Here is a 21,324-nt window from a genome sequence, read left to right as displayed (position 1 = left end):
TGATCCGGGGGTTTCCCGTGTTCCTGTGGAGCTAAGGAGAATTGAACTCCTGACCTCCTGCATGCCATGCAGGCGCTCTACCAACTGAGCTATAGCCCCTTGCTGTCTGCCGCCCGGTTTCCCCGGCGGCGACGCCAACATTACACGGTCGACCGGGGACAACACCAAATCGTTTCCAGTTTGCCCGCTTTGCCCCTTGCGCAAGCTGTCAGGCCATGACGAGCAGGCCCGCTACGCCGTGACGAACGAGTAGAACCGCTTGAGCGTGCAGTGCTCCTCGAGGAGCCGGCCGTAGATCGGCTCACCCTCGAGTTCGCGGTACGTCTCGATCGGGTCGCCCTTTATGATCAGCGCCCGCGCGCACTCCTCGCACCAGTACTGGTAGTCCGGATTGACCGGCTCCATGTCCCGCACGATCGGGGTGCCGCTGCCGCACCAGTCGCACTTTCGCCTGTGTGCACCCATCGATCAGCTCCAGCTGTGGCCGCAGGCCGTGCACACGTACGAGATTCCGCCGTTGTCGCCGAGGACTTGGGCCACGTGCCCGGAACCGCAGGAAGGGCAGCTGAGGCGGGTGACCGTGTTCCGTGTCACCGCTCCGCCGAGGAGGTGACCGACCTCCTCGAGGATGCTCGCAGGCATCGCCACTCCCTCCCGTCGGGTCGCGGTCCCCTTCCGGCCGTTTGATTCTGCCACGACCGGGCCAATACGGTCAGCGACGCCTCAGTACCAGTCCGGACACGGAGCCTCACAGGGGTATACGCCTGTGGGACTCCCGTTGCTCAAGCGGGCGCAAACGAAAAATCCCGCCCCCCGAGGGGGACGGGATTCGTCCGTGGGCTGTGGAGCTAAGGAGAATTGAACTCCTGACCTCCTGCATGCCATGCAGGCGCTCTACCAACTGAGCTATAGCCCCTGGTGCCACGCGGCTGGGCCACATGGTCTTTCGCTCCGCTCGGCGGGGCGAACAAGAAGAACTTTAGCCTGCGACCTGCCGGAAAGTGAAATCCGGGTACCGGACCCGTCGGCCGCGCCTCAGTCGTCGTCGCCGAGCACCGGTTCCGGCAGCGTGCCGGCGTTGTGCTCGAGCAGACGCCAGCCGCGGGCGCCCTCGCCCAGGACGGACCAGCAGCAGTTGGTGAGGCCGCCGAGGCTCTCCCAGGTGTGCGGTTCCAGCCCGAGCAGCCGGCCGATGGTGGTGCGGATCGTGCCGCCGTGGCTGACCACGACGAGGGTGCCGTCCTCGGCGAGCTTCTCGGCGTGCCGGAGCACCACGGGGGCGGCGCGGTCGGCCACCTCGGTCTCCAGCTCGCCACCGCCGCGGCGGACCGGCTCGCCGCGCTTCCACGCCGCGTACTCCTCGCCGTGCCGGGCGATGATCTCGTCGTGGGTCAGCCCCTGCCAGACGCCCGCGTAGGTCTCCCGCAGGCCCTCCTCCAGGGTCACGTCCAGGCCGGTGAGCGCGGCCAGCTCGGCGGCCGTGTTCGCGGCGCGCGCGAGGTCGGAGGCGACGATGGCGTCGGGCTTCAGGTGCACCAGCAGCTGGGCGGCACGGCGGGCCTGGGCGACGCCGGTCCCGGTGAGCTCGACGTCCGTGGTGCCCTGGAAGCGGCGCTCCACGTTCCACGAGGTCTGGCCGTGCCGCCAGAGGATGACCCGCCGGCCGCGGCCGGGCTGCCCGGCCGTCACCTCGCCGGTGGCGCTCATCGCCAGTCCCCGTCGGTCTCCGTCGCCTCCTCGGCGGCCCGGAGCCTGGCGTGCTCCTCCGCCTTGCCGCGGGTCTCCTTGGCGTCGGCGGGCAGCTCCAGCTCGGGGCAGTCCTTCCACAGGCGCTCCAGGGCGTAGAAGACGCGCTCCTCGCTGTGCTGGACGTGGACGACGATGTCGACGTAGTCGAGCAGGACCCAGCGGGCCTCGCGGTCGCCCTCGCGGCGTACCGGCTTGGTGCCGAGTTCCTTGCTGAGCCGCTCCTCGATCTCGTCGACGATCGACTTGACCTGGCGGTCGTTGGGCGCGGAGGCCAGCAGGAAGGCGTCCGTGATCGACAGCACGTCGCTGACGTCGTAGGCGATGATGTCGTGCGCGAGCTTGTCGGCCGCCGCCTGCGCGGCGGTGTTGATGAGTTCGATGGAGCGGTCGGTCGCGGTCACTGCCTGGCTTTCGGGTCGGCGGTCGGTTGACCTCAAGGGTCTCACGACCGCCGACGGCGGCCCACGTGATAATCACCCGCCCGCCGGAGGCCGGTCTCCAGGAAGCCGCTCTCCAGGAGCCCGGCCTCTAGGAGGCCGGTTCGTAGTCCTGGCCGAGCACCACCGAGACCCTCGCGTTCGCGGAGACCTCGCCCTGGGTGACGGAGCCGGTGGGCAGGCCCAGGGTCTTGGCGACCTGGACGGCGTTCTCCTTGTCGGCGGCCTCGGCGTAGACGACCTTCGACGTCGCCTCGGTGCCGGACCCGGTGCCGCCCTCCAGGAAGGTGAAGCCGCCGTTGAGGAGGACGACGCGGGCCTTGCCGGTGCGGTCCTCGACGCCGGTGGCGTTGCGGACGGAGACGCTGACGGCCGCGTCCTTGTCGGGGCTCTTGGCGGTGCCGCCGAGGACCTCCTTGACGATGCCGTCACCGGCCTCGGCGCTGAGCCTGCCGTCGTCCTGGACGGGCAGCAGCGCGGTCTCGAAGTCGCCGCCCTTGGCGAGGTCGGAGAGCCCGGCGAGGAAGGAGCCGAGGTCCTTCTCGGTCAGCGGCGGGTCGAGGATCAGCCCGAGGGTCTGGACGGTGGTCGTCGCGGCCGCGGGGTCCGAGGACAGCTTGCGCAGCACTCCCTGCATGACCTGCCCGAAGCGCCGCAGCTGGGCGCCCGCCTCCTCGCCGGAGCCGCGGTGGGTGGCGTAGGCGACGGCCATCTTGCCGCTGAGGGTCTGGCCCTCGCCCTCGCGCACGAGGGGGTTGGCGCCCTTGTCCTTGGCCGCCGGGTCGGGGACGTCGGTGTCGGTGTCGACCTCGATGTTGCCGACCAGGTCGACGAGGATCTGGAGGTAGGGCGTGTCCAGGCGCCAGGTGCCCTCGATGTCGGTGCCGAGGGCCGAGTCGAGCGCGGTCCTGGTGGCGTCGGGACCGTCGTCGTCGACGGACTTGGCGAGCGTGGTGGTGCTGCCGTCGTCGCCGGTCAGGGAGAGGGAGTTGGGCACCAGGACGGCGGTGCCCCGCTTGGTGGTGGTGTTGTCGACGAGCAGGGCGGTGGAGGTGCCGCCGCCGGTGGTGTCGTGCAGGTGGACGGCGATCACGTCGCGCTTCTGGGCGCCCGCCGCCGTCGTACCGCCCGTCTTGTCGTCCGAGGAGGACAGCCCGGGGAGTTTTCCGGCGGACCAGAGGTAGCCGACGCCGCCGACCACGACCAGCGCCAGGACGACGACCAGGGCGACGACACGCGCGCGTGCGCGCCGCCGGGCCTCCTCCCGGCGCTCGGTGCGGTTCTCCGTGAACTTCATCCAGTCGATGACGTCCTCGGAGTCGTCGGCCGGCTCCTCGACGAAGGCGAACTGCTCGGTGCGGTACTCCCGGTCGGGTTCCGGCGTCTCTTCCGGGGCTTCCGGTTCACCGGGCGGGCCCGCCTGCTGCGGGATGTAGGCGGTCTGCTCGGCGACCCGGGGCTGCCGGCCGCTGGTGGCCGCCTGCCCGTACGGGTCGTACGAGGGCTGCGGCTGCGTGCCGGAGGCGTAGCCGTCGTAGGCGTCGTAGCCGGGGGTGGGCGGCTGCCGGCCGGTGTCGTAGCCGACCTGCGAGCCGGTCTGGGAGCCGTAGCCGTCATAGGTCTCGTACGGCTGCGGGGCGGGCTGCTGTCCGCCCGTGGTGTACGGGTCATAGCCGTAGCCCTGCTGCCCGTACTGCTGACCCTGCTGGTCGTGCTGACCCTGCTGCGCGTACGGGTCGTACGCCTGCTGCCCGCCGGGCTGGGCCGGGGCCTGGCCCTGGGCCGGGCGGTACACCGGCCGGCCGTACTCGTCGTAGCCCACGAGTTCGTACTGGTCGCCGCCGTAGCCCGTGTCGTATCCGTCGTTCACCGGTGCCCCTCTCGGCTCACTCGCCGCGGTACAGCTGGCGCTTGTCGATATAGCGCACGACCCCGTCCGGCACCAGATACCAGACGGGATCGCCCTTGGCGACTCTCGCACGGCAGTCCGTGGAGGAGATGGCGAGGGCGGGGACCTCGACGAGTGAGACGCCGCCCTTGGGGAGTCCGGCGTCCGTCAGCGTGTGGCCGGGCCGGGTGACGCCGATGAAGTGCGCCAGGGAGAACAGTTCCTCGCTGTCGCGCCAGGTGAGGATCTGGGCGAGGGCGTCGGCGCCGGTGATGAAGAACAGGTCGGCGTCCGGGTTGAGCTCGCGCAGGTCGCGAAGGGTGTCCACGGTGTAGGTGGGACCGCCGCGGTCGATGTCGATGCGGCTCACCGAGAACTGCGGGTTCTCGACGGTCGCCACGACCGTCATCAGATAGCGGTCCTCGGCCGCGGAGACCGTGCGGTGGCTCTTCTGCCACGGCTGCCCGGTGGGCACGAACACCACTTCGTCGAGGTGGAACTGCGCGGCGACCTCACTGGCCGCCACGAGGTGCCCGTGGTGGATCGGGTCGAAGGTGCCGCCCATGACGCCGAGGCGGCGCTTGCCCGACGACCGCGGGCCGTTGCCCCGGCCGGTGGCGCGGGCGGGCACCGCGCGGTTCTGCGTGCCACGCGCCGGCGCGTGCGCCGTTTCGTGCGCCGGACCGGTAGGCATGTCCTGCTCTCCCATGCGTGCAGACCCTACCGGCCCGGCCCGAGGGCTCCTGCCGGGCCCACTGCCCCCGCGCTCAGCGGTCGCGGTTGAACCGGGTGGTGATCCACAGCAGGAGCATCAGGATGACGAACGCGCCGATGCCGGTGACGTAGGGGCTGAGGCTCTCGTGGTTGCCGCTGTGCTCCTCGCCGCCCTCGGAGGCGAGAGTGACAAACTGGGCAGCGGTGCTGTGGAAGCTCATCTTCGGCAGGACCTATCCGGTGTGGGCGGGATAAAGACGTCCGCTCATCGTATGCGGGCGCCTCTCGGGCGATCACGCCGACTCCGCCGTTGGTGACCGGCCGATGACCGGTCGGAGGGGTCCGGGGAACCTTCGGATCTCCTCAGTCGTCCTTCCGCTTGTACCCCCGCAGCAGGAACCACGCGGTCAGCACACAGCCCACCACCATCACGATCAGCACGACCCGGAGCAGATTCCCCGCCCCTTGCTGCTCGGCCGCCGTCGCCGCGGTGGCGAGCCAGTCGGTGTGGGGGGTGTGCGCCATGACGTGGACTCCTTCGTTGCACTGCCCGTCCACGGTATCTCCGCCTAGGCTGGGCTCGGCTTCGGGGGCGCAAAGGGCCGCACAAGGGTTCGTAAAGGGCCGGGCACACGCACAGGCCACACACACGCACATGGGGGAAGACATGTCCGACGGCCACCAGCACAACGGGCACGAGAACGTGCCGAGCAGGCAGCGCAGGCGCTTCCCCGGGATCTCCTCGCGTGCGTACGAGCATCCGGCCGACCGTTCCGCCCTGGTGGCGCTGCGCAAGCTGAGCGGCTTCGACACGGTCTTCAAGGCGCTGAGCGGCCTGTTGCCCGAGCGGAGTCTGAGGCTGCTGTTCCTGTCCGACTCGGTGCGGGTCTCGGACCGGCAGTTCGCCCATCTGAACGTGATGCTGCGCGACGCCTGCTACATCCTGGACCTGGAGAAGGTCCCCCCGATGTACGTCAACCAGGACCCGACCCCGAACGCGATGTGCATCGGCCTGGACGAACCGATCATCGTCGTCACCACGGGCCTCGTCGAGCTGCTGGACGAGGAGGAGATGCGGGCGGTCGTCGGGCACGAGGTCGGGCACGCGCTGTCCGGGCACTCGGTCTACCGGACCGTCCTGCTGTTCCTCACGTCCCTCGCGGTCCGGGTCGCCTGGATCCCGCTGGGCAACCTGGCGATCATGGCGATCGTGACCGCGCTGCGCGAGTGGTTCCGCAAGTCGGAGCTGTCCGCCGACCGCGCGGGTCTGCTGGTCGGCCAGGACCTCCAGGCCTCCATGCGGGGCCTGATGAAGATCGCGGGCGGCAACCACCTGCACGAGATGAACGTGGACGCGTTCCTGGAGCAGGCCGACGAGTACGAGGCCGGGGGCGACCTGCGCGACTCCGTGCTGAAGATCCTGAACGTGCTGCCCCGCTCCCACCCCTTCACGACGGTGCGGGCGGCCGAGCTGAAGAAGTGGGCGGCGTCCCGGGACTACCAGCGGATCATGGACGGCCACTACCCGCGGCGCGACGAGGACAAGGACACCTCGGTCCGGGACTCCTTCCGCGAGTCGGCGTCCAGCTACGCCACGCATGTGCGCGGCTCCAAGGACCCCCTGATGAAGCTGGTCAACGACATCGCGGGCGGCGCCGGTGACCTCGGCGACCGGATGCGGCGGGGCTTCGGCGGCTTCACGGCCTCCCAGCCGCGGCCGCCCAAGGACGGGGACGGGACCGAGGGGCCCGGTGGCGGGGCCGGCGGACCGGGCGCTCCGGACGACCGCCCGCCGCGCGACGGCGCCTGAGCGGACGTACGGGCGGCGCCCCGGCCCTCACACTCTCGGCTGGGCGCCTGCCGCGAGGGTGCCGCACAGGGCCGTGGCGTTGTCCGTGGTGTACGGGTCGGTGCCGGCGGGGGCGCCGGTCCCGGCCGTCTGGCCCGCGAGCAGCGGGCGGAGGTGGCTCGCCGAGTCCTCGGCGCAGGAGAGCGGCCCGGCCTGGACGTAGGCGGCGACGAGCTGTGTCTGGTGCAGCCGCAGGTCGTCCCGGTCGAAGCGGAAGTGCAGCTCGCGCCGGACCGTGAACAGCGACGCCTCGGCCCCCTCGTCGCCGGCGGACCGCAGCGGGTACACCATGGTGTGGTCGGCGGTGACCTTCAGCGTGGACGCGTCGCTCTCCACGGCCCGCAGGCTGCCGTTCACCCTGATCTCGGCGTCGGCCAGCTCGGCGCGGGCCGGGTCGAAGCGCACCAGCCATCCGGTGGGCGCGTGCCGGCCGTCCGCGACGGGCTTCTCGAAGCTCTTGTCGAACTGGTCGAGCTGGTCCGGGTCCAGCAACACCCGCACCGAGCGGACCTCTCCGCCGCCGAGCACGTCCGGGTCGAGCGCCGAGCGGACGATGTAGTTCTTGGCGGTGGTCAGCGCGTTGAGCACCTGGTCGTCCGAGAAGTGCGCGGTGCGCCGGGCCCCCGGCAGCGGGACGCCCTCGGCCGCGGACCGGAAGTGCGCCGCGGGACTGTGTTCGTACAGCTGCGCGACGTCGTCGGCGCCGGGCACCCTGCCCTCGGGGGCGAGCGGGACGACGGTCATCCGCACCGGCTCCGCCGCCCGCTGCGCGTCGGGGCTCTGGTACGGGTGCCGTACGCCCATGTAGATGGCGGTGCCGAAGGCGACGGCGATCAGCACGACCAGGACCAGCGCCTGACGGGACAGTCCGGCCCGGCGCAACGGTGTGCGGCGGCGTACGGCGGGCGCGTGGTCGGTCAGGCGCTCCTGGGCGGAGAACTCCTGGAGGCGGGCAGCGCGGACGAACGACTCGTCGAAGACGACGGATCGGTACTCTTCGTCGCCGCCTCCGGGCGCGCCCTCGGGCGTCCCTCCGGGCGGATCGCCAAGCCCTGCCATACCTTCAGGGTAGGTCTGCGGAAGGTCGCGTAAACGCGCCGGTGCAGGTCAAGTTGGGCCAGGTTCCCGGCGGCAGGACGGCAGGTCAGGGGCTGCGCGGAATGACCGGGACGGCGGGCTGCGAGTAGTCGGCGGAGGCCGAGGGGGTCACGGTGCCGCCCTGTTCGGGGCCGGTCGAGGCGGGTGGCGGCACCGGCCGCGTGCCGCCACCCGAGGACGCGCCCCGGTAGACGGCCACGAAGGCCAGCGCGACCATGCCGACGCCCATCACCAGGGCGAGCGCCCAGGCGACGGGCCGGTGCCAGCGGACCTGCTTGCCGTACGCCGCGGGAGCGCCGTACGGGCGGTCGAGGGGGTCGCGGTCGTCGTCCGGGTCGTCGAGGTCGGGATCATGGCCGAAATCGCCGTACCCGTCGTCGAAGCGCTCGGCTCTTCCGCGGCCGCGGCGGGCCGCTTCCGCCTCGGTGGCCTCGGCTCTGGCCTGGGCGGCGGCCAGGAGGCGTTCGACGGCGGTCGGCTCGTGCACCGCGGCCGCCTGTACGAAGGCCTCGTCGAAGACCACGGAGGCGAACTCTTCGTCCGACACCCCATGGTCGTGATCGTCGTCGGGCTCCCAGCCGTCAGGGAACGGCCTACCCCCCACGTCCTCCGGCACGAGTCCAGAGTAGACCTGGTAGGTCGTTTTGGGCAGACGGCGGGGAAATTCATCCGGTGGGTGAGATGCCCCGATCGGTTCAGGGGCGCGGCCGAGGGCGCGTGCCGTCCACATATGCCCCCGGCGTGCACCGCGGCGCGCGGACCGCCCGTCGGCGAGCGACCCGCACGTCGGCGCCGTACGCGCCCGTCAGCGCCGTACGTGCCCGTCACCGGTGACGATGTACTTGGTGCTGGTCAGCTCCGGCAGCCCCATCGGGCCGCGGGCGTGCAGCTTCTGCGTGGAGATGCCGATCTCGGCGCCGAAACCGAACTGACCGCCGTCCGTGAAACGGGTGGACGTGTTCACCGCCACCGTCGTGGAGTCGACCAGCTGGGTGAAGCGACGGGCCGCCTGCTGCGAGGTCGTCACGATGGCCTCGGTATGGCCGGAGGTCCACAGCCGGATGTGCTCGACGGCCTTGTCGAGCGAGTCGACGACCGCCGCGGCGATGTCGTACGACAGGTACTCCGTCTCCCAGTCCTCCGGCGTCGCCTCGACGGCCGTCACCTTGGAGTCCTCGGCGTACGCCATCACCCGCTCGTCGGCGTGCACGGTGACCCCGGCCGCCGCGAGGGCGTCCAGCGCGCGGGGCAGGAAGTCGGCGGCGATGTCCTGGTGGACCAGGAGGGTCTCGGCGGCGTTGCAGACGCTCACGCGCTGCGCCTTGGAGTTGATCAGGATGTCGACGGCCATGTCGAGGTCGGCCTGCGCGTCGACGTAGACGTGGCAGTTGCCGGTGCCGGTCTCGATGACGGGGACGGTGGACTCCTGGACGACCGTGTTGATCAGCGAGGCGCCGCCGCGCGGGATGAGCACGTCGACCAGGCCGCGGGCGCGCATCAGCTCGCGCACGCTCTCACGGCTCTCGCCGGGCACCAGCTGCACGGCGTCGGCGGGCAGCCCGGCCCCGCCCACGGCGTCGCGGACGACCCGGACGAGGGCGGTGTTGGACTGGTAGGCCGAGGAGGAGCCGCGCAGCAGGACGGCGTTGCCGGACTTCAGGCACAGGGCCGCGGCGTCGACGGTGACGTTGGGCCGGCCCTCGTAGATGATGCCGACCACGCCGAGCGGCACGCGGACCTGGCGCAGGTCGATGCCGTTGGGGAGGGTGGAGCCGCGCACGACCTCGCCGACCGGGTCGGGCAGCGCGACGACGTCACGCACGTCGGAGGCGATGGCGCGGACCCGCTCCGGGGTCAGGGTGAGCCGGTCGATGATGGCCTCGCTGGTCCCGGCGGCGCGGGCCTTGGCCACGTCCTGGGCGTTGGCCTCGACGATCTCGCTGGTACGGACCTCCAGCGCGTCCGCGACGGCGAGCAGCGCGTCGTCCTTCGCGGCCCGCGGCAACGGCGCGAGGTCGGCCGCGGCGGACTTGGCCCGGTAGGCGGCCCGGGTGACCGGGGACATCGAGTCGTACGGCGAGAGCGTGGTCATGGGGGAAGCGTAGTAGGCGGCGCGGCGCCCTCCACCGGTCGTCCCAAACCCCGAGACACGGCCCGGACGGCAACAAAGGGGGCCAACCCCGGACCAAAAGGTGACTAGAAGGGGTGGACTCCGACCGGGGTCGCCGGGGCCGGCCCGTATCCGGCGGCGATGCGCTGGTGGTAGGTCGCGCGGTCGATGACCTCCAGGCCGACGATCTCCCAGGGCGGCAGCCCCGCGGTCTGCCGGTGCTCGCCCCACAGGCGCAGGGCGACGGCGGCGGCGTCGTGCAGGTCGCGGGCCTCCTCCCAGTACCGGATCTCCGCGTGGTCGTCGGCGTAGCGGCTGGTCAGCAGGAAGGGATGGTCGTGGGCGAGTTGCTCCAGGGCGCGCCGGACCTCGGTGATCGGGGCCCGGGCGCCGGAGACGCTGAGGGTGACGTGCCACAGGCGGGGGGTGTGCTCGGGCTCCTCGCCCCGGAACCGGTCGCCGGCCGCGACGCTGGTCAGGGCGCGCTCCTCGCCGGCCGGGCGGGACGCGTTGCGGGAGCCGCTGCCGGGGCGGCCGCGGGACGCCGCCGTTCCAGGGCGCACTCCGCTCACGACGGCCTCCTTCACGCACACGGCTCGGCCCGGTGGTCGGCCGGGCTTGTCCCTGAAGGAAAGTTGAGCAGGCCGCGCAAGATCGCGGGGCGGTTTTGCGGAACGTCCACCGCCGATTCGGGGACGTTTCGACCCATTACGGGTGCAGGATCACCAGGTCGTCCCTGTGTACGACCTCGCGTTCGTACGCCGGTCCGAGTTCACGCGCGAGTTCCCGGGTGGAGCGGCCGAGCAGCCGGGGCAGTTCCTTCGCGTCGAAGCTGACGAGCCCCCGGGCCACCGCGCGCCCCGCGCCGTCCCGCAGCTCGACCGGGTCGCCCGCGGCGAACTCGCCCTCGACGCCGGCGATCCCGGCCGGCAGCAGCGACTTGCGGCCCTCGACGACCGCGCGCACCGCCCCGTCGTCGAGGACGAGCGCCCCCTGCGGGGTGGAGGCGTGCTGGAGCCACAGCAGCCGGTCGGCGGAGCGCTTGCCGGTGGTGTGGAAGTAGGTGCCGGTGTCCTTGCCGGCCAGGGCGTCGGCCGCGTGGACCGCGCTGGTCAGCACCACGGAGATGCCGGCGGCGGCGGCGATCCGGGCCGCCTCGACCTTGGTGACCATGCCGCCGGTGCCGACGCCCGCCTTGCCCGCGCTGCCCATGTCGACGCCCGCGAGGTCGGCCGTCTCCCGCACCTCCGCCAGCCGCGAGGTGCCCGGCCTGCTCGGGTCGCCGTCGTACACGCCGTCCACGTCGGACAGCAGCACCAGCAGGTCGGCGCGGACCAGGTGGGCGACGAGGGCGGCGAGCCGGTCGTTGTCGCCGAAGCGGATCTCGTCGGTGGCGACGGTGTCGTTCTCGTTGACGATGGGGAACGCGCCCATCGCCAGCAGCTTGTCGAGGGTGCGGGAGGCGTTGCGGTGGTGGGCGCGGCGGCTCATGTCGTCGCTGGTCAGCAGCACCTGGCCGACGCGGACCCCGTAGCGGGCGAAGGACGCGGTGTAGCGGGCGACCAGCAGGCCCTGGCCGACGCTGGCGGCGGCCTGCTGGCGGGCCAGGTCCCTGGGTCGGCGGCGCAGGCCCAGCGGGGCGAGCCCGGCGGCGATGGCGCCGGAGGAGACGAGGACGACCTCCTTGTCCGCGCCCCGCACCTTGGCCAGGACGTCGACGAGCGCGTCGACCCGGTCGGCGTCCAGGCCGCCCGCCGCGGTGGTCAGCGAGGAGGAACCGACCTTGACGACGATCCTGCGGGCCTCGCCCACGGCCTGCCTTGCCCCAGCCACTGTTGCCGCCCGCCCTCTCCCGTCGACGCGCGCCGATCCGGGCGCTCGCCAGGCAATCTACGCGAACGGGGTCGCGTCCCGCGCCGCGGTCCAGGCTGCGGACAGGGGGCTGGACAGGGGCCGCGGCGCCCACCGGGTCGAGGGGGCCGTCAACACGCGCGTGTCGTCCGGAGGTCGGCCGCCGTTAACCCGGATGTCCGATGCGCGACGAGCAAGCCTGGAGCGACCGCAGTGCCCCTATCCCTGCCCCGCCGCAGTCTTCCCCGCCGCCCTGCCCCCCGCCGGGGCCCCTTCCGGTCCGCCCTCCCCCGCCTGCGTCTCCTCCGACTCGCGCTCCCCCTCCGGCGGACCGCCGTGAAGCTGCTCGTCCTCGGCGTGCTGGCGGCCGCCTTCGCCGCGCAGGCCGTGGGGGCGCTGCTGCCGCACGTGCCGCTGCTGCTGGCGGCGACCGCCGGTTCGCTGGCCGCCGAGGCGGTGCTGTACCGCTGGCAGCGGGGCATGGTGTCGCTGTTCGCCAAGTCGCACGCCGACGTCACGGTGCGGCACGTGCTGCGGGACCTGCTGCTCGTGGTGGGCCTGCTGCGGCTCGGCGAGCAGCACCGGGAGACGGTGTACGCCCCCCTCGTCGCCGGGCTGCTCGCCTTCTACGGGCTGCACTGGGCGATCCAGGCGGTGTCCGTCCTGGTCCGGCGCACCCGGACGCTGCCCGTGGTGACCCGGAACATCGACACCTCGGCGCTGCGGCTGACCCCGGCGCCTTTGCTGCTGCTGCGCCGCCCCGGGCACCGGCTGGCGGCGTTCGGGCTGCCGGCGACGGCCGGGCTGCTGGCGACGGCGGCCACCGACGCGCCGGTGTACGGCGCGGCGGGCCTCGCGCTGTCCCTGTCGGTGGCGCTGACGGGCCTCGGCGCGCTGCTCCTGCGGCTGCTGCCGGGGCGCCGGCCGGCGGGCGAGCAGGAGGTGCTCGACTGGTTCGAGGCGTGGCTGGCGGAGTACCGGCCCACCGTCGGCCTGTACTTCTCGGGCGGGGCGTCCTCGGCCTACCAGGCCAACATGTGGCTGGAGCCCCTCGCGCGGCTGGAGGGACGGCCGGTGATCGTGCTGCGGGAGCGGTTCATGGTGCAGCGGATCGCGGCGACCGACATCCCGGTCGTGTGCCTGCCGAAGGTGTCCACGCTGATGCGCCTGGAGCACTCCACGCTCCGGGTCCTCCTGCACCCCTCCAACTCCGGAAAGACCTCGCAGGTCCTGCGCATCCCCACGATCAAGCACGCCTTCGTCAACCACGGGGAGAGCGACAAGCTGTCCTCGTGCAACCCGTACGCGAAGGCGTACGACGAGGTGTGGGTGGCCGGTCCTGCGGCGCGCGAGCGGTACGCGCTGGCGGAGGTCGGCGTCGAGGACAAGGACGTGGTGGAGATCGGCCGCCCGCAGCTGGACGCCGTACGGCCGTACGCGGGGCCGCCCGCCCCGGGGGCGTTCACGACCGTCCTGTACGCGCCCACGTGGGAGGGCTGGGACGGCAACCCCGGCAACACGTCGGTGGTCGAGGCCGGCGAGAACCTCGTACGGGCGCTGCTCGCGGACCCGGGGGTACGGCTGCTGTACAAGCCGCATCCGCTGACGGGGTCGGTGGATCCGCGGGCCGGGGCCGCCGATCTGCGCATCCGGGAGCTGGTGCGGGCGGCGAACCGGGCGCGGAGCGGGCCCCGGCCGGGGGCGTCGGCGGCCGCTGAGCTGGCCCGGCGGACGGCGGAGCTGGACCGGCTCACCGCTGCCGGTTTCCGGTCGGCCGCCGACCAGGCGGAGCGGATGCTGCGCCGGTCCGCGCCGGAGCCCGGGCGGGCCGGGGCCGTGACGCGGGCGACGGCCGCCTGGGAGGAGGCGTACTGGGCCTCGCTGCCCGAGTGGGAGCACCAGGTCGTCACGGACGCCCGGCCGCCGCTGTACGCCTGCTTCAACCGGGCCGACCTGCTGATCAGTGACGTGTCGAGCGTGATCAGCGACTTCCTGGCGAGCGGCAAGCCGTACGCGGTGGCCAACACCAGCGGGCTGGCCGAGGACGGGTTCCGCAAGTCGTTCCCGACGGTGGCGGCGGCGACCGTGCTGACGCCGGACGCGGCCGGGGTGCCGGAGCTGCTGGACGCGGTCCGGCACCCGGAGCGCGACGAACTGGCCGAGGAGCGCGCCGCGTTGGCCCTGCGCCTGCTGGGCCCGGCCGAGCCGCCGTCCCAGGAGCGCTTCGCCGGGGCGGTGGGGGCGCTGTGCGCGGCGGCCGGGGAACACCGGGCGCGGATGGCGGAGCGGCTCACCACGGAACTCGCGCTCCCCGGCCCACGACAGCAGCCGGCACCGCTGCCCGCGGGCAGCGGCGGCGGGCGGCGCGCCGGGGCCTGATCCGCCGGGGGCGGCCCCCGTTCACCACCCGGCGGTCAGCCTCGTCGGCCAGCCGTGGTGGTCAGCCGTGGTGGTGGCGCCAGCCCTGCCAGGCGGAGTCGATCATGTCGTCCAGGTCGTGGCGTGCCGACCAGCCGAGTTCCTCGTGGGCGCGGTCGGCGGAGGCGACCACGCGGGCCGGGTCGCCGGGGCGGCGTTCGGTCACCTGCGGGGCGATGTCCTGCCTGCCGGTGACCTTGAGGATGCGGTCCACCATCTCCCGGACGGAACTGCCCTCACCGCGTCCGATGTTGAGGGTGAGCGACGTGCCCTCGGGGGCGTCCGTCAGGCGCCGGGCCGCCGCGAGGTGGGCGGAGGCGATGTCCTCGACGTGGATGTAGTCCCGTACGCAGGTGCCGTCCGGCGTGGCGTAGTCGTCGCCGAAGACGCGCGGGGCGTCACCCGCCTCCAGGCGCTCGAAGACCATGGGGATGAGGTTGAAGACGCCGGAGTCGGCCAGCTCGGGGGCGGCCGCGCCCGCGACGTTGAAGTAGCGCAGGGACGCCGCGCGGATGCCGTGGGCCCGGGCGGCGGCGTTGATCAGCCACTCGCCGATCAGCTTGGTCTCGCCGTAGGGGCTCATCGGCAGGCAGGGGGTGTCCTCCGTGACGAGGTCCACATCGGGCATGCCGTAGACGGCCGCGGAGGAGGAGAAGACGAGGCGGCCGACGCCGGTCGACGTCATGGCCTCCAGGAGGGTCGCCAGGCCCGTCACGTTCTGCCGGTAGTAGTGGAGCGGCCGCTCCACCGACTCCCCGACCTGTTTCTTGGCCGCGATGTGCACCACACCTGTCACAGCATGGTCACGAATCGCGTCCTCCAGCGCCGCCCGGTCCAGCACGCTGCCGACGACCAGCGGCACCCCGTCGGGCACGCGGTCGGTGCTGCCGGTGGACAGGTCGTCGTACACGACCACGCGTTCACCGCCGTCGGCCAGGGCGCGCACCACATGCGCTCCGATGTACCCGGCTCCGCCCGTGACCAGCCAGCTCATCCTCATGCCTCCCAGATCTCTGTCTCTGGGTGCAGACTCGTCCGTGCGCCCCGGAAAATCGAGTCGGGCACATGGGGCGGAAGGCGACGGAAGTCAATAAAGAGGACAGGGGGGCCGAATGTGAGGAAGTTCTCCAGCCGCTTCGAAGCGATGGATTCGGGCCTCCCGCCCCGGCCATTTCCCGCTGTGACAGGGCACAGACGGTCCGACTACCGTGCCAGCGGAAACTCCGCGTGAATCCTTTACGCTGATGCGGCGGCGCGCTCCAGGCCCCAACGGCGCCCGGAACGCGTTCCGGTCCCAGCCCGCGGTCCCGTGGTCAGTTCTCGGAACAGGTTGTAAGGATGCCCAAACTCTCTCTCGTCGTCCCCGTGTACAAGGTGCAGGGCTATCTGCCCGAGTGCCTTGACTCCGTACTCGGACAGGACTGCACGGACTTCGAGATCATCGCGGTCGACGACTGTTCGCCGGACGGGTCAGGGGCCATTCTCGACGAGTACGCGAAACGGGACTCCCGGATTCATGTGATTCACCTCACGGAAAACGTGGGCCTGGGGCGTGCGCGCAACGCGGGACTGGAAAAGGCCACGGGCGATTACGTGTTGTTCCTAGACAGTGACGACACGTTGTCCGACGGTGCCTTGTCCGCCATTCGCGACCGGCTCGACGCCACGGACAATCCCGAGATTCTGGTCTTCGACTACGCCCGCACCTACTGGGACGGCAGGGTCCGCCCGAACCTGCGGGCCGATCTCCTCAAGCAGGACGGCCCGGACGTCTTCTCCCTCGCCGAGCGCCCCAAGCTGCTCGACCTGCTGCAGATCGTCTGGAACAAGGCCTACCGGCGCGACTTCGTCACCCGGACCGGGCTCACCTTCCCGCCCGGGTACTACGAGGACGCCCCCTGGACGTTCTGCTCCCTGATCAGCGCCGAGCGGATCGCCGTACTGGACCGCGTCTGCGTGCGCTACCGGCAGCGCCGCGAGGGCGGCAACATCCTCAAGACGGTCAGCCGCAAGCACTTCGACGTCTTCGACCAGTACCAGCGGGTCTTCGACTTCCTCGACGCGCACGAGGAACTCGCCGAGTGGCGCGGCCCGTTGTTCCGCAAGATGGCCGACCACTACCTGACCGTCCTGGAGCGCCCGGGCCGCCTGCCGCAGGACGCGCGGGCGGAGTTCTTCCACCGCGCCTCGGCCGACTACCGCGCCCGCCTGCCCAAGGGCTTCACCCGGCCCGCCGGGGGCCGCGGTCACAAGTACGGGATGCTGGAGCGCGACGCGTACACGACCATGGTGAGCGCGCTCGCGGCGGTGAAGTTCCGCCAGCGGGTCAAGACCCGCACCCGTACCGCGCTCAACCGGTCCAAGCGCAGTGCCATGGGCGCGTTCTACCAGTCCCAGCTCAGGCTGCCGCTGGACGACAACCTGGTGCTGTTCTCCGCCTACTGGAGCCGCAGCGTCTCCTGCAACCCCGCCGCCATCGACGCCGAACTGGCCCGGCTGGCCCCGCACATGCGCCGCGTGTGGGCGGTCCGCGCGGAGAACGCGGCGCAGGTGCCCAAGGGCGTGCGGGCCGTGCGGGTGGGCTCGCGCGAGTACTGGGCGGCCCTGGCCCGCGCCAAGTACCTCGTGAACAACGTGAACTTCGCGGACTCCGTGGTGAAGCGGGAGGGCCAGGTCCATGTGCAGACCCACCACGGCACCCCGCTGAAGACCATGGGCCTGGACCAGCAGAAGTTCCCGGCCTCCACCGACATGGACTTCGAGAAGCTCCTGGAGCGGTGCGACCGCTGGGACTTCAGCATCAGTGCCAACCAGTTCTCGACCGTGATCTGGGAGCGGGTCTACCCCTGCTCGTACACGACGCTGGAGACCGGCTACCCGCGCAACGACGCCCTCGTCAACGCCACGTCCGAGGACGTGCGCGCGGCGCGCGCGGCGCTGGGACTGGCCGACGGCGCCAAGGCGTTCCTCTACATGCCGACGCACCGCGAGTACCAGCCGGGCTTCACCCCGCCGCTGGACCTGGCCCGGATCGCCGACGAGCTCGGGCCGGACGTGACCCTGCTGGTGCGCGGCCACTACTTCTACGGCAGCTCCCCGCACGTCGCCGAACTGCGCCGCACCGGCCGCATCGTCGACGTCTCCGGGCACGCCCGGGTGGAGGAGCTGTACCTCGCCGCGGACGCCCTGATCACGGACTACTCCTCGGCGATGTTCGACTACGCCGTACTGGACCGCCCGATCATCAGCTACGTCCCCGACTGGGACGTCTACTCCGCGGTGCGCGGCACCTACTTCGACCTGCTCCAGGAACCGCCCGGCGCGGTGGCCACGACCCAGGCGGAGCTGCTGCGGCTGCTCGCCTCGGGCGAGTACGACAGCCGGGACACGACCGAGCGCCGGGACGCCTTCCGCCGGCGTTTCTGCGAATTCGACGACGGACACGCAGCCGAACGCGTCGTGCGACGCGTCTTCCTCGGTGAAGAGAGCCTGCTGCCCGTCGTCCCGTTCGACGAACGCCCTCACGCCCCGACCCCCGCCCAGTCGCTCGAACTGGTCGAGCGGGCCTGACCCCGAAAGGAGATCACCAAGCCATGGCCCCTCGGCTCAGTGTCATCGTCCCCATCTACGACGTGGAGCGTTACCTCCCCGCCTGTCTGGACTCGCTCGCGGCACAGACCTTCCGCGACTTCGAGGTCCTGATGGTGGACGACGGTTCACCGGACGGCTCCGCCGCCATCGCCGAGGAGTACGCCTCCCGCGACGCGCGCTTCAAGCTCATACGCAAGGAGAACGGCGGCCTCGGCGCCGCCCGCAACACCGGCATGGCGCACCTGGCGCCGGACGCGGAGTTCCTGACCTTCGTCGACAGCGACGACCTGATACCGCCGGACGCCTACCGGCTCATGGTCGGCAGCCTCGACGAGAGCGGCTCGGACTTCGCCACGGGCAACGTGTTCCATCTCAGGGGCGAGAAGTCCTGGCAGGTCCCGCTGATGCGGATGCTGGCCGGCGAGGCCCGGGTGGGCACCCACATATCCCGCTACGCCAAGCTCGTCGCCGACCGCATCGCGTGCAACAAGGTCTTCCGCCGCACCTTCTGGGAGAAGAACGGCTTCGCCTTCCCCGAGGGCCGGCTGTACGAGGACACCCCGGTCACGATGCGGGCCCACTACCTGGCCGAGAGCGTCGACGTCATCTCGGAGCCCTGCTACTACTGGCGGCTGCGCGAGGGCGAGTCCGCCCCGTCGATCACGCAGCGCCGCACCGACCCGGCGGGTGTGCGCGACCGCGTCACCTCCGTGATGGAGATCAGCGCCTTCCTCGCCGAGCAGCCCGGTGAGACGTACGCCCGCCTCAAGCGCGAGTACGACACCCGTGTCCTCCGCGACGACCTGCGGCTGTTCCTCAACGTGGTGCCGGACGGCGACGAGGAGTACCGGGCCGAGTTCCTGCGCTCGGCGAACCGATTCCTCGACAGCATCGACCCCAAGGTCGTCATGGACCTCCCGGCCGAGCTGCGCGTGCAGTGGCTGCTGGTGCGCAAGCACCAGATGGAGGAGCTGATCGCCCTGCTGGCCGGCCAGCGCCGCCGCGAGACGCCCGAGGTCAGCGGCCTGGTCCGCAAGTACGCCTCGTGGCCCTCCCTGGAAGGTGCCGACCTGCACCTGCCCAAGGAGGCGCTGCGCATCGACCAGCACCTGAACATGCGCGCGCCGCTGCAGGACGTGAGCTGGTCCGGGGGCAAGCTCCTGCTGTCCGGCAACGCCTGGATCGACAAGATCGACCAGCCGTCGCGCAAGGCCTCGGTCAAGGTGCTCCAGCTCCGCAAGGACCGCTCCCGCCGCCGCATCCTGCTGCCGGCCCGCAACGTGCCGCGCCCCGAGGTCACCACCGACTCCGGCCAGGACCGCTACAACTACGACTGGGCCGGCTGGGAGGTCACCATCGACCCCGCCCGGCTCCGCAAGGGCGGCGAGTGGCAGGAGGCCGTGTGGCACGTGGGCCTCGGCATCTTCTCCTCCGGCCTGGTGCGGCGCCACGCCGTCCACTCCAGCGGCGGCGCGTCCTGCAACTTCCCGCCGTATCACTGGCTGAGCCCCGACTTCCGGCTGCTGCCGTCCGTCGAGCGCGGCGCCCTGAAGCTGCGCATCGAGAAGGTCCGCGCCCTGATCACCGGCCGCGCCCTGGAGGGCGACCGGATCAAGGTCACCGGTGAGATCCGCGAGCCGCTCGCCTCGGACGAGCAGGTGGCCCTGCGGGTCAAGAACCAGAAGGGCGCCGAGACCCTCGAGTACCCCGTCACCGTGACCCGCGAGGGCGGCGGACAGGCGTTCTCGGTCGAGGTGCCGGTGGCCGACGTGGCGCTCGTCTTCCACGAGGGCGTCGACGAGAAGGCCCAGCCGGAGAAGCGCACCTGGTCCACGGTGCTGGTCGCGACCGACCCGCAGGGCAAGGAGCGCCGGTTCGGCACCGTGATGCAGGAGGGGCTGTCCGACGCCGAGTTCCCGCTGCCCGCGTCGCTCGGCAGCCAGGCGCACTTGGTCGAGCTGGCCGTGGTGGCCGGCCACACCGGCTTCCTGAAGTTCTCCGGCCGCACCCGCCGTGCCCTGATCGACACCGCCACCGTGCGCGACGGCCGGATCGCCCTCACCGGGCACGCCGACCCGCGGCTGACCGGCTCCCGCTTCCTGCTCAAGCCGCGCAACCGCTACGAGGAGCGGTTCGTCGAGACCCGTTGGCTGGAGGACGGCCGCTTCGAGGTGGCCTTCGACCCCTCCCGGCTCGGCGGCAACGGCGACGTCCCGCTGCGCGCCGGCCGCTGGAACCTCTTCCTGCGGCCCGAGGACGAGAGCGCGCCCGACGTGCCCTTCGTGGTCGACCGCCTGGCCGCGGACTCCTTCCCGGTCCAGGCCGAACTCGGTGGCCGCCGCTACTGGCTGGAGAACCGCTGGGGCGACTTCCCGCAGCTCAACGCGCGCTCCGAGCTGAGCGACCTGGAGCGCGGCTCGTACCGCCAGCGGGAGCTGCGCAGCGAGGTGTACGAGCCGCTGTTCCAGCAGCCGCTGAAGGACCAGGTCTTCTACCTGAGCTACAACGGCAAGCAGTTCTCGGACAGCCCGCGCGCGATGTACGAGGAGCTGAAGCGCCGCGACTCGGGCCTGAAGCACCTGTGGGCGGTCCGCGACGGCCAGGTCAACCTGCCGGACGGGATCGAGAAGGTCCGCATGTGGGGCAAGGAGTGGTACGAGGCGCTGGCCTCCAGCCGCTACATCGTCACCAACGGCCACCTTCCCGACTGGATCGTGCGCCGGCCGGGCCAGTCGATCGTGCAGACCTGGCACGGCACGATGCTGAAGAAGATCGGGCACGACATCGACACGCTGCACTTCGACCGGCGCTACCAGGAGAAGCTGGCGCTGGAGGCCAAGCAGTGGAGCCTGCTCGTCTCCTCCAACCGCTTCAGCACGCCGATCCTCAAGCGGGCGTTCTCCTACGACGGTGAGATCCAGGAGGCGGGCTACCCCCGCAACGACTACCTGTACTCGCCGGACAAGGACGCGATCGCGGCGCGGGTCAGGAAGGCGCTCGGTCTGCCCGAGGGCAAGAAGGTCGTCCTGTACGCGCCGACCTGGCGCGACGACCAGTCGCACAGCGCCGGCCAGTACCTGTTCGACCTGCGCATCGACCTGGAGGACGCCCAGCGCCGCCTGGGTGACGACCACGTGCTGCTGATCCGCCGCCACTCCAACGTGGTGGACGCGGTACCGGGCGCGGGCAACGGGTTCGTGTGGGACGCCTCGGAGTACCCGGACATCGCCGACCTCTACCTCGCGGCGGACATCATGATCACGGACTACTCGTCGGTGATGTTCGACTACGCGCACCTGAAGCGGCCGATGCTGTTCTTCACGTACGACCTGGAGCACTACCGGGACACGCTGCGCGGGTTCTACTTCGACTTCGAGCAGGACTCCCCCGGCCCGCTGATCGACAACTCCAAGGAGCTGGTCGACGCGATCCGGGACATCGACCAGGTCCAGGCGGAGTACCAGGACCGGTTCGACCGCTTCCACCACCTGTTCTGCGACCTGGACGACGGCAACGCGTCCGCGCGGGTCGTCGACCGGATGCTGGAGCAGGCCCGGGAGGGCTGAGCGGCGCACAGCGCGAGAGGGCGGGGCCCGGAGGAACTTCTCCTCCGGGCCCC

General features: G+C 71.6%; 18 protein-coding genes and 2 tRNA genes. 4 read left to right on the top strand and 16 right to left on the bottom strand.

Translation table 11 applies throughout. The features are described from left to right. Positions 1–26: 26 nt before the first annotated feature. From RI578_RS26630 to RI578_RS26585, 10 genes are all read right to left on the bottom strand, one after another. Positions 27–99, bottom strand: a tRNA-Ala gene (locus RI578_RS26630). 132 nt (positions 100–231) lie between these two features. Next, on the bottom strand, positions 232–465 hold the full coding sequence (locus tag RI578_RS26625; RefSeq protein WP_003976229.1) for a hypothetical protein: 234 nt from the start codon (positions 463–465) through the stop codon (positions 232–234). Positions 466–468: 3 nt separating this feature from the next. Continuing rightward, positions 469–642: a hypothetical protein gene (locus RI578_RS26620; protein WP_107095222.1), complete on the bottom strand. Its 174-nt coding sequence runs from the start codon at positions 640–642 to the stop codon at positions 469–471. 201 nt (positions 643–843) lie between these two features. Beyond that, a tRNA-Ala gene (locus tag RI578_RS26615) sits at positions 844–916 on the bottom strand. A 119-nt stretch (positions 917–1,035) separates the two neighbouring features. Then, positions 1,036–1,707 carry a histidine phosphatase family protein gene (locus RI578_RS26610; protein WP_310873429.1) on the bottom strand — a complete coding sequence of 224 codons (672 nt, stop codon included), beginning with the start codon at positions 1,705–1,707 and terminating at the stop codon, positions 1,036–1,038. Then, positions 1,704–2,150 carry a ribosome silencing factor gene (rsfS, locus tag RI578_RS26605; protein WP_310873428.1) on the bottom strand — a complete coding sequence of 149 codons (447 nt, stop codon included), beginning with the start codon at positions 2,148–2,150 and terminating at the stop codon, positions 1,704–1,706. The genes RI578_RS26610 and rsfS overlap by 4 nt, the downstream gene beginning before the upstream one ends. A 127-nt stretch (positions 2,151–2,277) precedes the next feature. Then, the gene (locus RI578_RS26600) at positions 2,278–4,056 is read right to left on the bottom strand and encodes an LCP family protein (RefSeq protein WP_310873427.1); all 1,779 of its coding nucleotides are present in this window, start codon (positions 4,054–4,056) and stop codon (positions 2,278–2,280) included. Between the two features lie 16 nt (positions 4,057–4,072). After that, complete coding sequence (nadD, locus tag RI578_RS26595) at positions 4,073–4,783, bottom strand: nicotinate-nucleotide adenylyltransferase (RefSeq protein ID WP_310873426.1); 711 nt, start codon at positions 4,781–4,783, stop codon at positions 4,073–4,075. 58 nt (positions 4,784–4,841) lie between these two features. Continuing rightward, on the bottom strand, positions 4,842–5,009 hold the full coding sequence (locus RI578_RS26590) for a hypothetical protein (RefSeq protein WP_121746983.1): 168 nt from the start codon (positions 5,007–5,009) through the stop codon (positions 4,842–4,844). Between the two features lie 142 nt (positions 5,010–5,151). Next, positions 5,152–5,313 (bottom strand): hypothetical protein, encoded by a 162-nt coding sequence (locus tag RI578_RS26585; protein ID WP_167355229.1) that lies wholly within the window; start codon positions 5,311–5,313, stop codon positions 5,152–5,154. A gap of 142 nt (positions 5,314–5,455) precedes the next feature. Here RI578_RS26585 and RI578_RS26580 point away from each other — a divergent pair, with 142 nt between their 5' ends. Further along, positions 5,456–6,598: a M48 family metallopeptidase gene (locus RI578_RS26580; protein WP_310875866.1), complete on the top strand. Its 1,143-nt coding sequence runs from the start codon at positions 5,456–5,458 to the stop codon at positions 6,596–6,598. A gap of 27 nt (positions 6,599–6,625) precedes the next feature. Here RI578_RS26580 and RI578_RS26575 read toward each other — a convergent pair whose 3' ends face one another. From RI578_RS26575 to proB, 5 genes are all read right to left on the bottom strand, one after another. Then, positions 6,626–7,696, bottom strand: a complete 1,071-nt coding sequence (locus tag RI578_RS26575) for a hypothetical protein (RefSeq protein ID WP_310873425.1) — start codon at positions 7,694–7,696, stop codon at positions 6,626–6,628. Between the two features lie 85 nt (positions 7,697–7,781). Beyond that, on the bottom strand, positions 7,782–8,351 hold the full coding sequence (locus RI578_RS26570; protein ID WP_310873424.1) for a hypothetical protein: 570 nt from the start codon (positions 8,349–8,351) through the stop codon (positions 7,782–7,784). A gap of 189 nt (positions 8,352–8,540) precedes the next feature. Continuing rightward, a complete protein-coding gene (locus tag RI578_RS26565) occupies positions 8,541–9,827 on the bottom strand; it encodes a glutamate-5-semialdehyde dehydrogenase (RefSeq protein ID WP_310873423.1) in 1,287 nt (428 codons plus the stop codon). A gap of 104 nt (positions 9,828–9,931) precedes the next feature. Further along, positions 9,932–10,408 (bottom strand): hypothetical protein, encoded by a 477-nt coding sequence (locus tag RI578_RS26560; protein ID WP_307852189.1) that lies wholly within the window; start codon positions 10,406–10,408, stop codon positions 9,932–9,934. 145 nt (positions 10,409–10,553) lie between these two features. Further along, the gene (proB, locus tag RI578_RS26555; protein ID WP_310873422.1) at positions 10,554–11,678 is read right to left on the bottom strand and encodes a glutamate 5-kinase; all 1,125 of its coding nucleotides are present in this window, start codon (positions 11,676–11,678) and stop codon (positions 10,554–10,556) included. A 354-nt stretch (positions 11,679–12,032) separates the two neighbouring features. Here proB and RI578_RS26550 point away from each other — a divergent pair, with 354 nt between their 5' ends. Next, on the top strand, positions 12,033–14,075 hold the full coding sequence (locus tag RI578_RS26550; RefSeq protein ID WP_310873421.1) for a hypothetical protein: 2,043 nt from the start codon (positions 12,033–12,035) through the stop codon (positions 14,073–14,075). A gap of 61 nt (positions 14,076–14,136) precedes the next feature. Here RI578_RS26550 and galE read toward each other — a convergent pair whose 3' ends face one another. After that, positions 14,137–15,108 (bottom strand): UDP-glucose 4-epimerase GalE, encoded by a 972-nt coding sequence (galE, locus tag RI578_RS26545; protein ID WP_310873420.1) that lies wholly within the window; start codon positions 15,106–15,108, stop codon positions 14,137–14,139. 344 nt (positions 15,109–15,452) lie between these two features. Between galE and RI578_RS26540 the strand changes: the two genes are divergently transcribed. Continuing rightward, on the top strand, positions 15,453–17,684 hold the full coding sequence (locus tag RI578_RS26540; protein WP_310873419.1) for a CDP-glycerol glycerophosphotransferase family protein: 2,232 nt from the start codon (positions 15,453–15,455) through the stop codon (positions 17,682–17,684). Positions 17,685–17,707: 23 nt separating this feature from the next. Continuing rightward, positions 17,708–21,271 (top strand): CDP-glycerol glycerophosphotransferase family protein, encoded by a 3,564-nt coding sequence (locus tag RI578_RS26535; RefSeq protein ID WP_310873418.1) that lies wholly within the window; start codon positions 17,708–17,710, stop codon positions 21,269–21,271. Positions 21,272–21,324 lie beyond the last annotated feature (53 nt).

It is taken from the genome of Streptomyces sp. BB1-1-1 (genome assembly GCF_031597775.1).
GTDB lineage: Bacteria > Actinomycetota > Actinomycetes > Streptomycetales > Streptomycetaceae > Streptomyces > Streptomyces thinghirensis.
The sequence above is the reverse complement of the archived record's forward strand: the minus strand, read 5'-3'. Positions and strand labels throughout refer to the sequence as shown.